The 12287-nt window shown below is 71.4% G+C and carries 13 protein-coding genes; 5 read left to right on the top strand and 8 right to left on the bottom strand.

Annotated features, from left to right (window positions below; all coding sequences use genetic code 11):
* Positions 1-63: 63 nt before the first annotated feature.
* The 7 genes from ACGF8B_RS03830 to ACGF8B_RS03800 form a co-directional block, all read right to left on the bottom strand.
* Positions 64-384 carry a hypothetical protein gene (locus ACGF8B_RS03830; RefSeq protein ID WP_392734510.1) on the bottom strand — a complete coding sequence of 107 codons (321 nt, stop codon included), beginning with the start codon at positions 382-384 and terminating at the stop codon, positions 64-66.
* 83 nt (positions 385-467) lie between these two features.
* The gene (locus ACGF8B_RS03825; RefSeq protein WP_392734508.1) at positions 468-734 is read right to left on the bottom strand and encodes a hypothetical protein; all 267 of its coding nucleotides are present in this window, start codon (positions 732-734) and stop codon (positions 468-470) included.
* A 724-nt stretch (positions 735-1458) separates the two neighbouring features.
* Positions 1459-3009 carry a histidine ammonia-lyase gene (gene hutH, locus ACGF8B_RS03820; protein ID WP_392734507.1) on the bottom strand — a complete coding sequence of 517 codons (1551 nt, stop codon included), beginning with the start codon at positions 3007-3009 and terminating at the stop codon, positions 1459-1461.
* 77 nt (positions 3010-3086) lie between these two features.
* The gene (locus ACGF8B_RS03815; RefSeq protein WP_392734504.1) at positions 3087-4250 is read right to left on the bottom strand and encodes a diguanylate cyclase domain-containing protein; all 1164 of its coding nucleotides are present in this window, start codon (positions 4248-4250) and stop codon (positions 3087-3089) included.
* Between the two features lie 95 nt (positions 4251-4345).
* Positions 4346-5158 (bottom strand): enoyl-CoA hydratase/isomerase family protein, encoded by an 813-nt coding sequence (locus ACGF8B_RS03810; protein ID WP_392734502.1) that lies wholly within the window; start codon positions 5156-5158, stop codon positions 4346-4348.
* Between the two features lie 202 nt (positions 5159-5360).
* The gene (locus tag ACGF8B_RS03805) at positions 5361-6533 is read right to left on the bottom strand and encodes an adenylate/guanylate cyclase domain-containing protein (RefSeq protein ID WP_392734500.1); all 1173 of its coding nucleotides are present in this window, start codon (positions 6531-6533) and stop codon (positions 5361-5363) included.
* A 297-nt stretch (positions 6534-6830) separates the two neighbouring features.
* Positions 6831-7697, bottom strand: a complete 867-nt coding sequence (locus ACGF8B_RS03800; protein WP_392734499.1) for a biotin--[acetyl-CoA-carboxylase] ligase — start codon at positions 7695-7697, stop codon at positions 6831-6833.
* 134 nt (positions 7698-7831) lie between these two features.
* On the opposite strand from ACGF8B_RS03800, the gene ACGF8B_RS03795 reads away from it, so the two are divergent.
* The 4 genes from ACGF8B_RS03795 to ACGF8B_RS03780 all read left to right on the top strand — a co-directional run bounded on the left by ACGF8B_RS03795 (position 7832) and on the right by ACGF8B_RS03780 (position 10676).
* On the top strand, positions 7832-9415 hold the full coding sequence (locus ACGF8B_RS03795) for an acyl-CoA carboxylase subunit beta (RefSeq protein ID WP_392734497.1): 1584 nt from the start codon (positions 7832-7834) through the stop codon (positions 9413-9415).
* 14 nt (positions 9416-9429) lie between these two features.
* Positions 9430-9651, top strand: coding sequence for an acyl-CoA carboxylase epsilon subunit (locus ACGF8B_RS03790; protein ID WP_392734495.1), 222 nt, complete (start codon positions 9430-9432; stop codon positions 9649-9651).
* Between the two features lie 230 nt (positions 9652-9881).
* The gene (gene mmpB, locus ACGF8B_RS03785) at positions 9882-10010 is read left to right on the top strand and encodes a morphogenic membrane protein MmpB (RefSeq protein WP_259929864.1); all 129 of its coding nucleotides are present in this window, start codon (positions 9882-9884) and stop codon (positions 10008-10010) included.
* Between the two features lie 54 nt (positions 10011-10064).
* Positions 10065-10676, top strand: a complete 612-nt coding sequence (locus ACGF8B_RS03780; protein ID WP_266791521.1) for a nucleoside triphosphate pyrophosphatase — start codon at positions 10065-10067, stop codon at positions 10674-10676.
* 251 nt (positions 10677-10927) lie between these two features.
* Here the strand turns inward: ACGF8B_RS03780 and ACGF8B_RS03775 are convergent, their stop codons facing one another.
* Positions 10928-11389: a hypothetical protein gene (locus ACGF8B_RS03775; RefSeq protein WP_392734492.1), complete on the bottom strand. Its 462-nt coding sequence runs from the start codon at positions 11387-11389 to the stop codon at positions 10928-10930.
* Between the two features lie 410 nt (positions 11390-11799).
* Between ACGF8B_RS03775 and ACGF8B_RS03770 the strand changes: the two genes are divergently transcribed.
* On the top strand, positions 11800-12287 hold a 488-nt coding region (locus ACGF8B_RS03770), incomplete at its 3' end, for a biotin carboxylase N-terminal domain-containing protein (protein ID WP_392734489.1).

The following is a 12287-nucleotide window of genomic DNA, read 5'->3' as shown; positions in this document are numbered from 1 at the left end:
CCTGCTACGAGAAGCTCGCGAAACTTGCCACGTGAGGCACCCTCCGAGCCACTGGCATCGAGGTCAGTGACGGTACTTGGCTGTTCCGCCGTCGACGTAGACCATGAAGGGCTTGAACGGCATCCCTGCTTCGGGTGATGACGGGTGCAGTTCCACTCCCCGGTCGAGAATTTCCGCTGTGGCTGCAATCTTGTCGATGGGGAATCCCTGTTTCGCGGCCTCCTCGTGCTGTTCGAACAGGGACCGTACGGATTCCCAGGCATCCAGAGGCTCGAACCTGCACTTGCTCCAGAACATGTCGGCGATGACGAAGTACAGGCGACCAACCGGTACTCCACCCACGTGCATGATCAGATGCAGCTTGTCTTCCTCGGACGATCTCACCTTGCCACCCTTTCCCCAGGTCACCCAGTATTTTCGCCAGAGGCGCCCCGGGGGGCAATGCCAGGAAGCAGGGCGCCCTTGCGTCAGAAAAGATCGAGTTCGGCGGCTTCCACAGCCCCCACTAAACGACACTCACCGGTATCCGCGTTCACGGCCACATGACCGATACCAATCGCCATGTCACGAAAATCGCCACTACGGATGTATGCAACCGACTGGCAATCGAACATGATTTCGCCGCCGACTTGTGCGTGTTCGTTTGCTACGAGGGCCATCGGCATGGACTCATTACTCACGCGCTCCCCCAAGAATGCCGCCGCCAATCCCGCAGCCTCCTCGATACTCAGCATGAGTCAACCCCCAGTTGGGCATAGTGAGCTTCCCCTGCGAACAGACGTCACCCACTATGATCGCGGTGTCGGCGCCGTGGCTCATGTGGCCCCAACTCCAGCCAGCGGTAAGGCCCCTGACAGGAACGATCTTGCGAAGGATTGTTCCGACCGAGGGGCCTCACGTGTCGATCAGTGTCACATACACCGCGGTGCTCAATGTGACCGCTCAGCCGCCGTCCAGCGGCGGCGGAGAGCAGAGAGGCGCGGGAGGCCGCTGAGCAGGAGCACCTGGGGGCAGTCGAGGTGTTGCTCCGCCGGAAGGGACTTGCGTTCCGGTCCACCGAGGGGTGCGAGCCGCTGTGGTCGGTCACCGGTTCGTCGGCGGCAGCCGACAGCTTCGTTTCGTCCGAAAAGCGCCGCAGTCAGAACCGCCGCGGCGCACCCCGAGCAGCCGGGGGCCGCTTGCAAGCTGCCACCGGGTCGGGCCCGCCCGCCGAGACTCCCGCTCCCGACTGCCCGGTTCCGGTGCCTCGTCAGGACGGGGCACCGCGACCGGGCTTCATCGGTCTCTGGCTCTGACCATTCATGATGGTCCGCCGGATTCCAGAACGCGGGCCCGGCGACGGACGGCACCCCCGAGGAGCCCACCGTGCGAAGGGCTCGCCCCATCACGTGGGCGGCGCAGGGAGACCCGAGCAGCGCGGGGTGCCTGTGTGTCGAGGGTGGCGGTGGTGGACAGCCCTCAGGCCAGCGGCCCCGTCACCGGCTCGACCGCCTCGACCAGCTTGCCCGCGCGTACGAACGCGTCCGCCGCGGCCAGGTCCGGCGCCAGGAAGCGGTCCGGTCCCGGGCCCTGGACCCCTGCGGCGCGCAGCGCCTCGATGGCGGCCTGCGAGGCGGGGGCGGGGACGAGGCCCCCGGCGGCGCGCAGTTCGATGGCGCGGGTCGCCGCGTACAGCTCGACGGCGACGATCCGGGCGAGGTTGTCGACGGCGGTACGGAGCTTGCGCGCCGCCGACCAGCCCATGGAGACGTGGTCCTCCTGCATCGCGGAGGACGGGATCGAGTCGGCCGAGGCGGGCACGGCGAGCCGCTTCATCTCACTGACCAGGGCGGCCTGGGTGTACTGGGCGATCATCAGGCCCGAGTCCACCCCGGCGTCGTCGGCGAGGAACGGCGGCAGCCCGTGCGAGCGGTTCTTGTCCAGCAGCCGGTCGGTGCGGCGCTCGGTGATGGAGCCGAGGTCGGCCGCGACGATCGCCAGGAAGTCGAGTACGTACGCGACGGGGGCGCCGTGGAAATTGCCGTTGGACTCGACCCGGCCGTCGGGCAGTACGACGGGGTTGTCGACGGCGGAGGCCAGCTCGCGGTCCGCGACGATCCCGGCGTAGTCGAGGGTGTCCCGGCCCGCGCCGTTGACCTGGGGGGCGCAGCGCACCGAGTAGGCGTCCTGCACGCGGGGCGCGTCGTCCTGGTGGTGGCCGGTGAGGCCGGACCTGGCGAGCACCCGCAGCATGTTGTCGGCGCTGACGCCCTGGCCCGGGTGCGGGCGGATGGCGTGCAGTTCCGGGGCGAGCACCTTGTCCGTGCCGAGCAGCGCTTCCAGGGAGAGGGCGGCGGTGATGTCGGCGGAGGTGTAGAGGCTCTTCAGGTCGGCCAGGGCCATGACGAGCATGCCGAGCATGCCGTCGGTGCCGTTGAGGAGGGCGAGACCCTCCTTCTCGCGCAGCTCGACGGGGGTGATGCCGTGGGCGGCGAGCAGTTCACCGGCGGGGCGCACGGTGCCGTCGGGACCCTCCGCGTCGCCCTCGCCCATCAGCGTCAGGGCGCAGTGCGAGAGCGGGGCCAGGTCGCCGGAGCAGCCGAGCGAGCCGTACTCGTGGACCACGGGCGTGATGCCCGCGTTGAGGACGTCGGCCATGGTCTGCGCGACCTCGGGGCGTACGCCGGTGTGCCCGGAGGCGACCGTCTTCAGCCGCAGGAACATCAGCGCGCGGACGACCTCGCGCTCCACGCGCGGGCCCATGCCGGCGGCGTGCGAGCGGACGATGTTGCGCTGGAGCTGGGCGCGGAGGTCCTGGCCGATGTGCCGGCTGGCCAGGGCCCCGAATCCGGTGGACACGCCGTACACCGGCTCCGGCTTGGCGGCGAGCGCGTCCACGATCCCGCGGGCGGCGGCGAGCGCGTCGACGGCGGCTGCGGAGAGCTCGACACGGGCGTTGCCGCGGGCCACGGCGATGACGTCCTGAGCGGTGGTGCCGGACGTCCCCACCACGACTGTATGCATATCCATATTCAGAAGCGTACGGACTGAATCCCTTCATGTCACTAGTGGTCGTACGGTTGACCCCTTACCGGTTCACACACCCCTCAGGGCCGGCTGCCGCGCAGGTGGCGGCGGTCGTGCGGGGACCTGGGCGGCGAGTCGGCCAGCCGGATGACCTCGCCGTCGCGCCCCGCCACCACCGGTTTGACCGAGCGGGCCGCCTTCGCCCGGTACTGGGCCGCGTCCGCCAGCCGGAACAGCCGCCGCGCCGAGACCACCGGGCCGATCGGATCGCCGGTCGACGCGATCCCGCAGGCCACTCCGTCACCCAGCTCCAACTCGGCCGCCCGTTCGCAGAGTTCGGTGGCCACCCGGACCACATCGTCCACCTCCGGGCCCACCGTGAGCAGACAGAACTCGTCGCCGCCGAGCCGGGCCGCGAGCGCGCCGGGCAGCATGGCGCCACAGCGGGACAGCACAGAGCCGAAACGTTCCAGCAGGCGGTCGCCGACCGCGTGGCCGTGGGTGTCGTTGACCTGCTTCAGCCCGTTGAGGTCGCAGACGACGAGGCTGACCACCGCCCCGTCCGCCCGGTGCCGCTCCACCGCCTCGTCGAGCCGCACATCGACGGCGCGGCGGTTGGCCAGGCCGGTGAGCGGGTCGGTGAAGGCGAGCTTGCGGACCTCTTCGAGCCGTTCGGCCTGGGAGATCCCCGCGGCGACGACCGCGGCCAGCACGGTCGCGAAGTCCGCGTCCTCCCGGCCGAACACCGGCGCCCCCACCGGGCGCGCCACGTACAGCTCGCCCCAGGCCCGCCCGTGCAGCACGATCGGCGCGACCACGCAGCAGCCGCGCCCGCGCCGGCGCAGGGCGGCCACCCGCTCCCGGCCGTAGCCGCTCCCGTACTCCCGCACCCCGGCACCCGTGTCCGCGTCCGCCGTGCCGTCCGCGGTCTCGACCCAGGCGTCCGGTTCACCGCCCCCGGCCCACCGTTCGTGCAGGAACTCGGTGATCTCCGGGAACTGGTGCACCGGATACGTCTCCGCCTCGGGGAACTCCTCCTCCCCCTCGGCCCGTTGACCCGCGTTCACCAGCACGCGCAGCCGCCCCCGCCCGCGCTCCCACACGGAGAGCGCGGCGAAGCTGCCGCCCAGCGCCTCGCACGCCCCCAGCGCAGCCGCTCGCCACGACCCCCGCGGGGTGTGTGCCGCCGCCATCGTCTGCGCAAGCGAAACCACGGCCCGCAGCCGTGCATCATCACCACCCATCGCTACAGCTTATGTAGATTTGTGGTGATTTGATCAGTTTGGGGCACCAGTTGCTTTCATTGCGTGTCTATTCGATTACCTGTCGTCACGTTGTGTCACTCGCCGGGCCAGTTCGGCTTCCGCTTCTCGTTGAACGCGGCCACGCCCTCGGCCCGGTCGCCGGAGAAGGCCACCGACCGCCAGGCGGCGTCCTCGACTTCGAGACCGGCCCGGAGATCGAGGCCGTGGCCCAGCCGCAGCGCCCGCTTGGCGGCCCGCAGCCCCACCGGGGAGTTGGCGGCGATCCGGCCGGCGAGCGCCAGTGCGGCCGTCCGGCCCTGACCGGCCTCCACCAGCTCGTCGACCAGTCCGAGTCCGAGCGCCTCGGCCGCCTCCACCCGCCGGGCCGAGAAGACCAGCTCGGCGGCGCGCGCGGCGCCGATCCGCCGCGGCAGCAACTGCGTGCCGCCGCCGCCCGGAATCACCCCGACCGACACCTCGGGCAGGCCGACCACGGCGGTGCGGTCGGCGACGATCAGATCGCAGGACAGCGCCAGCTCGAACCCGCCGCCGAGCGCGAAGCCGTGCACGGCGGCGATCGTCGGCATCGGCAGTTCCAGCACACCGGTGTAGGCGGCGCGGGCGGTCGGGCGCTGGCGCAGCAGTTCGGCGTCGGTGAAGGAGTTCCGCTCCTTCAGGTCGGCGCCCACGCAGAAGGCCCGCTCGTGGCTGGAGGTGAGAACGGTGACCCGTACGCCGGGGTCGGCGGCGAGCGCGGCGCAGGCGGCGGCGATCGAGCGGGCCATGTCGGTGGAGACGGCGTTCATCGCCCTGGGCCGGTCGAGCACCAGCTCGGCGACGTGCTCCTGGCCCTCGTGGACCCGTACGGCGACGAATTCCCCGAACCGCTGCTCGGACGTGACGGTCATGACTGCACCCCTCCGGTTAACGATCGTTACCGGAGGGATCCTATGGCGCGGCCCGGACAGTGGTCAGGGGCCGGCCCGGACGGGCCGGAAAGGCACGACCCGGGAGCCGGGTCAGGGGGCCGGCTCAGGGGGCCGGGTCAGGGGGCCGGCTCAGGGGGCCGGACCAGAGAGCCGGGTCGGAGAGCCGGGCCGAGGAGCCGGGTCAGGAGCTGCCGCGGCGGGCCAGCAGCCAGGGCTCCACCACGCCGAGCCCGCGCACCGGGCGCTGCCACATCGGCTGGAGCCCATAGCGGTACTTGGGTGCCGCGACCGGCTCCACGCCCTCCTGGCGCTCCTTCTCGGCCACCGCGGCCTCCTCGGCCGCCTGTGCCTCGGAGGCGGGGGCGTCGCCGGTACGGGTCAGCTCCTCCGCGAAGGCCCCGTCCACCAGCACGGCGTCCTTCGGCGCTATCGACGTGAGCCGGCTGGCGAGGTTCACCGTGGTGCCGAAGACATCGCCCATCCGGGTGGTGACCGTGCCGAACGCGATGCCCACGCGCAGCGCCGGCATGATCTCGTCCTGGGTCATCGCCTCGATCAGGCGCAGCGCGATCTCGGCCGCGGTGCCCGCGTCGTCGGCGGCGAAGAGGACCTCGTCGCCGAGGGTCTTGATGAGGCGGCCGCCGTGGGCGGCCACCAGGTCGGCCGAGGTGGTCTCGAAGGCCTCGACCAGCTCGCCGAGCTCCTCCTCCTCCAGCCGGCGGGTCAGCCGGGTGAACCCGACGAGGTCGGCGAAGCCGACGGCCAGCCGGCGGTCGACCATCTCCTCGTCGTCGGCGGCCTGCACGACCCGTCCGGTGGCGGCGGCCAGCTGGCGCCGCCACACGTAGACCAGGAACTCCTGGAGCTCCGGAAGCAGCAGCTCGACCAGCGGGTAGGTGACCTCGGTACGGGTCATTCCGGGCTCGGGCGGCTCGGTCAGCCCCTCCAGGAACGAATCGATCTGCCACTCCGCCAGCCGGGCGGTGGTCTGCCCGGTGGACCGGGCCACCTGGATCGCCATCGGCTCACTGAGCAGCCCCGCCTCGACGAGACCGGCGAGGCGGCGCAGCGCCAGCACATCGGCCTCGGTGAGCGCCTTGGCCTGCCCGATGTCGGCGAAGCCCATGGCCCGCCAGAACCTGGACGCCAGATCCATCGAGACACCGGCGGTACGGGCGGCCTGGAACGGCGTGTAGCGACGGTCGGCGCCCAGGATCAGCTGTTCCAGCCGGATCGCGAGGGGGTCGTCGGTCGGTTCCGCCGTATGGTCGACTTCGTGATGCGGTGTCGCGTGGACCGAGGGTTCCGACGGGGGCTGTGTGCCCGCACCGGAGGTCGTGTCGTCGACGGTCACCAGCCGCCTCCTGCCCGTTCCCTGCGCACTGCCCTGCCGATCTGTCGGTGGATCGCCTCAACGATACGGCAGATGTGCCGCAGCTCACGCCCCTAGGGCAGCCCGGAATGTTCCTGGGTGAGCCAGGGGGCGTGGGTGGTGACGGTGAGTGGGTGGTTTCCACGAGGGCACGGACTCACCCCTCGGCGCGGCCCGGAACGCGAGCACGGTGAGCCGGGCCCCGGCAGGGCGGGGCGGGTGCCGGGGCAGTGCGGTGTGGTGTGCCCATACGCGTCCGGGGCGGCCACGGCCCCGGCCTCAGACCAGGCCACCACCCGCGCCCCGCAGGTGGACGATGTCGCCGGCCGAGACGGGTTCCTGGAGGCCGTTGTCGGTGGAGAGGACCAGGCGGCCGTCGCCGTCGATCGCCACGGCCTCGCCGGTGAGCGTGCGGTCGCCGGGAAGCTGGGCCCGTACCGTCCGGCCCAGCGTCGCGCAGCCCGCCGCGTACGCCTCCTGCAGACCGCTCGCCGCCGCGTCGCCGTCCGCCGCGCGCCACTGGCCGTACCAGTGCTCCAGCGAGCGCAGCACGCCCCGCAGCAGCGTCTCGCGGTCGGTGGAGACCGCGCCGGCCAGCGCCAGCGAGGCGGCCGTGGGGGCGGGCAGTTCATCGGCGCGCAGGGAGACGTTGAGGCCCATGCCGACGACCACGCCGTCCCCGGCGCGCTCGGCCAGGATGCCGCCCGCCTTGCGCTCCACCCCCTCCACCGTGACCAGGAGGTCGTTGGGCCACTTCAGGGCCGTGTCGACGCCCGCGGATTTCGCCAGGCCGGTCGCCGCGGCGACCCCGGTGAGCAGCGGCAGCCAGCCCCACCGTTCGGCGGGGATGTCGCCCGGCCTCAGGTAGACGGAGAGGAACAGGCCCGAACGGGCCGGAGCCGTCCAGGTGCGATCGAGGCGGCCGCGGCCCGCGGTCTGCTCCTCGGCGACCAGCACGGTGCCCTCGTCGAGCCCCGTGGCCGCGCGCCGGGCGAGATCGGAGTTGGTGGACCCGGTGGTCTCCACCACGTCCAGCGAGGTCCACAGTCCGCCGGGCCGCAGCAGTCCGCGGCGCAGCGCGGGGACGTTCAGGGGCGGTCGGTCCAGGTCCGACCAACGGCTCTGTGGCGTATCCGAAGGTGTCATGCAAGCCAGACTAGGTGTGGCAAACGACGCACTGCCGAACCGTATCCGCGCCGATACCCTACGGATCAGTAGGTGTTTCAGTACCTGTTCAGCAGCACAGTCGTCCCCGTGACCAGGCAGGGAGCCGCCACCCGATGTCCGAGCCGGAAGAGACCGACATCCACACCACCGCGGGCAAGCTCGCGGACCTGCAGCGCCGTATCGACGAGGCGACGCACGCGGGCTCCGCGCGCGCGGTCGAGAAGCAGCACGCCAAGGGCAAGTTGACCGCGCGCGAACGGGTCGATCTGCTGCTCGACGAGGGTTCCTTCGTGGAGCTCGACGAATTCGCCCGGCACCGCTCGACCAACTTCGGCATCGAGAAGAACCGCCCGTACGGGGACGGCGTCGTCACCGGCTACGGCACGGTCGACGGCCGCCCCGTCTGCGTCTATTCGCAGGACTTCACCATCTTCGGCGGCTCGCTCGGCGAGGTCTACGGTGAGAAAATCGTCAAGGTGATGGACTTCGCGCTGAAGACCGGCTGCCCGGTCATCGGCATCAACGACGGTGGCGGCGCCCGGATCCAGGAGGGTGTGGCCGCGCTCGGGCTGTTCGCCGAGATCTTCCGCCGCAATGTGCACGCCTCGGGCGTCGTGCCGCAGATCTCGCTGATCGTCGGACCGTGCGCGGGCGGCGCGGTCTACTCCCCCGCGATCACCGACTTCACGGTCATGGTCGACCAGACCTCGCACATGTTCATCACCGGCCCCGACGTCATCAAGACGGTCACCGGTGAGGACGTGGGTTTCGAGGAGCTCGGCGGCGCCCGCACCCACAACACCACCTCCGGGGTGGCGCACCACATGGCGGGCGACGAGAAGGACGCCATCGAGTACGTCAAGTCGCTGCTGTCGTACCTCCCTTCGAACAACCTGTCCGAGGCGCCCGCCTTCCCCGAGGTGGCGGAGCTCGCCACCACGGACGAGGACCGCGAGCTGGACGCCCTGATCCCGGATTCGGCGAACCAGCCGTACGACATGCACTCCGCCATCGAACACGTGCTGGACGACGGCGAGTTCCTGGAGACGCAGGCCCTGTTCGCGCCGAACATCATCACCGGTTTCGGGCGCGTCGAGGGCTACCCGGTCGGCATCGTCGCCAACCAGCCGATGCAGTTCGCCGGCTGCCTGGACATCAACGCGAGCGAGAAGGCCGCGCGCTTCGTCCGTACCTGCGACGCCTTCAACGTGCCCGTGCTGACCTTCGTCGACGTCCCCGGCTTCCTGCCCGGTGTCGACCAGGAGTACGGCGGCATCATCCGCCGCGGCGCCAAGCTGATCTACGCGTACGCCGAGGCGACCGTCCCGCTGATCACCGTGATCACCCGCAAGGCGTTCGGCGGCGCGTACGACGTCATGGGCTCCAAGCACCTCGGCGCCGACATCAACCTCGCCTGGCCGACCGCGCAGATCGCGGTGATGGGCGCGCAGGGTGCGGTGAACATCCTGCACCGCCGCACGATCGCCGCCGCCGAGGATCAGGACGCCACCCGCGCCGAGCTGATCGCCGACTACGAGGACACCCTGCTCAACCCCTACGTGGCGGCGGAGCGCGGTTACGTCGACGCGGTGATCATGCCGTCCGACACCCGCGCGCACATCGTGAAGGGGCTGCGCCAGCTGCGGACCAAGCGGGAGTCGCTGCCCCCGAAGAAGCACGGCAACATCCCCCTCTAGAAAGGGTCCTGGCCATGATCAAGGTCGTACGGGGCAACCCGACCCCGGAGGAGCTGGCAGCCGCACTGGCGGTGGTGCGGGCGCGCGCCGCTGCGACGACGTCCGAGGAGTCGGCCGGCGGACCGGCCGGCGGACCGCCGCTGCCCGGTCAGTGGTCCGACCCGGGACGCATCGCCCGGCGCACACGTCATCTGCCGGGGCCGCGGGCCTGGGCCCGGACGTACTGGCCCGGGTAGCCGCGATCCCGGTGGTCGCCGGGCATCCCCACAGCGTTTCCGGAGGTCCGGGCCCTTCTGGGTCCGGGCCTCCAGTGCGTCCGGGCCCTTCCGGTCCCGGCCTCCAGCGCATCCGGGCCCTTCCGGTCCGGACCTCCGGTGCGTCCGGGGGCGATCCGGCCGGTACGTACCACGGCGGCTGAGTACCCGTACTCAGGCGCGCCGCCCGCCGCGGCAGCAGGATCGTTTCCATGCTGTGGTCCGACCCCGAGAACAAGCCCCCGAAGGAACTGCGCGACGCCCAGGACATGATGCGCCGTGCGGGGCTGGTCCTCGCCCTCGCGATGGTGGTCGCGATGTTCGTGCTCGGGCTGCGCTGAGGCCGAGGGGGCGCCGTACGGGGCCGGGGGCCGGGCCGGCGCGGCTCTTCTACGATGGCCCGTATGACTGATCAGCGCCGTCTCGTGCTCGCCTCCGCCTCCCCCGCCCGTCTCGGTCTGCTGCGGCAGGCCGGCTTCGCGCCCGAGGTGATCGTGAGCGGGGTGGACGAGGACGCGCTGAGCGCCCCGACCCCGGCCGAACTGGCGCTGGTGCTCGCCGAGGCCAAGGCCGCGGCGGTGGCCGGCCGGCCGGAGGCGGCGGGCGCCCTGGTCATCGGCTGCGACTCGGTGCTCGAACTCGACGGCGAGGCGCTCGGCAAGCCGGCCGACGCCGAGGAGGCCATCGCCCGCTGGAAGTCCATGCGCGGCCGGGCCGGGGTGCTGCAGACCGGCCACAGCGTGATCGACACCGCGACCGGGCGCACCGCTTCGGCGACCGCCTCGACCACCGTCCGCTTCGGCGAACCGACGGACGCCGAGATCGCCGCCTACGTGGCCACCGGCGAGCCGCTCCACGTGGCGGGCGCCTTCACCCTGGACGGCCGTTCGGCACCCTTCGTCGACTCCATCGAGGGCGATCACGGCAACGTCATCGGGCTCTCGCTGCCGCTGCTGCGCCGACTGCTGGGCGAACTGGGGATCTCCGTCACCGAGCTCTGGGCCTGATCCGGGTTCCGGGCCGAATCCGAGCGGTCTCCCGGGGCGGTACCGGGTTTCCGAGCCGGGTCCGAGCGGTCTCCCGGGCCGGTACCGGGTTCCGAGCCGGGTCCGAGCGGTCTCCCGGGCCGGGTCCGGGTCGGGCGGATGCCCCGCCCGGGTCGTCGGGCCGGGCGGACGCCCAGGCCCCGGGACCGGCGGCCGCATGGGTCCGGGCCGCTGCCCGGCCCGGGGGCCGGCGGGCACACCGGCGCCCGGGATCAGACCGGCGCGGGGGCACCCGCTCCGGCGCCCTCTGCGGGCTCGTCGGCGGGCCCGTCCGACGGGGTGCCGTACGCCACCAGCGTGAGCACTATCAGCCCGAACACCACCATCATGCTCGCGAACGCGGCCCAGCCGACCAGCCCGACCGTCAGCGCACCCAGCACCGCGTGCACCACGGCGCAGACGATCAGGACGATGCGGGCGAACCGGCCGGGGGCCCGGTCGCGGATGCCGGCCAGCAGCAGGAGCAGCCCGCACAGCAGCAGGTACAGGCCGAAGAAGCCGCCCATCGCCCAGGTGCCGTTCGACATGACGGCGGGGTCCATCCCGGCCAGCGACATGTCCTGGTTCTTGACCACCGTCGCCAGGATGCCGTTGATGAGCACGATGCCCACGGCCTCCACGAACAGCACGATCGCGGCCACGAACGCCACCGGTCTGCGCACCACGGTGTCCACCCCCTGTTACCTGCAGTACGAGCGATAGCGCGGACCCTACTAACCGGTAATGCTCCGGACAAGGGTCCGGCGATCTCCGCTTCCGTCCCGCGCTCGCGGCGTACGCCGGCGCGCTCTTCCCGCACGCGCCTTGTCGCGACCCAAGTGCGTCGGGCAAAGAATTGTTCGCCCATTAGTGGGGACTCGACAAAGAAACGCGCGGAGTCGCAGTCCGTACGAACAGAGACCTGGACCACACCTCGTGGCTACTGTGCGGTTATGAAACCCGGCGTACCGTGGTGCCACAAGGGATTTCGCGACTTGAGCAAGCCTCGAATCACACTCCGTGTGGGCAAGCTCACCATTGGGGACGGGTCGTAGGGCCGTGTCGGTAGTCCCTAAACTCAGCTTGTTTCAAGGAGGGAGCCATCGTGCGCAAGGTGCTCATCGCCAACCGTGGCGAAATTGCTGTCCGTGTTGCTCGGGCATGCCGGGATGCCGGGATCGGGAGCGTGGCCGTCTACGCGGACCCGGACCGCGATGCTCTGCACGTGCGTGCGGCCGACGAGGCATTCGCTCTGGGCGGTGACACCCCGGCCGCCAGCTATCTGGACATGGCCAAGGTGCTCCAGGCTGCCGAGGACTCCGGGGCCGACGCGGTCCATCCGGGTTACGGCTTCCTGTCGGAGAACGCCGAGTTCGCGCAGGCCGTCCTGGACGCCGGGCTGACCTGGATCGGGCCGCCGCCGCAGGCGATCCGGGACCTCGGTGACAAGGTCGCCGCCCGGCACATCGCGCAGCGTGCCGGGGCTCCGCTGGTCGCCGGTACCCCGGACCCGGTCGGGGGTTCCGCCGAGGTCGTGGCGTTCGCCGAGGCGAACGGGCTGCCGATCGCGATCAAGGCCGCCTTCGGCGGTGG

This window comes from Streptomyces sp. NPDC047917 (genome assembly GCF_043204345.1).
Lineage (GTDB): Bacteria > Actinomycetota > Actinomycetes > Streptomycetales > Streptomycetaceae > Streptomyces > Streptomyces sanglieri.
Note: the sequence above shows the minus strand (reverse complement) of the source record. Positions and strands in the feature narration are given on the sequence as shown.

Coding starts and splice junctions, on each gene's coding strand:
- ACGF8B_RS03825 (WP_392734508.1), bottom strand. CDS start 734: ATGCTGAGTATCGAGGAGGCTGCGGGATTGGCGGCGGCATTCTTGGGG.
- hutH (WP_392734507.1), bottom strand. CDS start 3,009: ATGGATATGCATACAGTCGTGGTGGGGACGTCCGGCACCACCGCTCAG.
- ACGF8B_RS03815 (WP_392734504.1), bottom strand. CDS start 4,250: ATGGGTGGTGATGATGCACGGCTGCGGGCCGTGGTTTCGCTTGCGCAG.
- ACGF8B_RS03810 (WP_392734502.1), bottom strand. CDS start 5,158: ATGACCGTCACGTCCGAGCAGCGGTTCGGGGAATTCGTCGCCGTACGG.
- ACGF8B_RS03800 (WP_392734499.1), bottom strand. CDS start 7,697: ATGACACCTTCGGATACGCCACAGAGCCGTTGGTCGGACCTGGACCGA.
- ACGF8B_RS03795 (WP_392734497.1), top strand. CDS start 7,832: ATGTCCGAGCCGGAAGAGACCGACATCCACACCACCGCGGGCAAGCTC.
- ACGF8B_RS03790 (WP_392734495.1), top strand. CDS start 9,430: ATGATCAAGGTCGTACGGGGCAACCCGACCCCGGAGGAGCTGGCAGCC.
- mmpB (WP_259929864.1), top strand. CDS start 9,882: ATGCTGTGGTCCGACCCCGAGAACAAGCCCCCGAAGGAACTGCGCGAC.
- ACGF8B_RS03780 (WP_266791521.1), top strand. CDS start 10,065: ATGGCCCGTATGACTGATCAGCGCCGTCTCGTGCTCGCCTCCGCCTCC.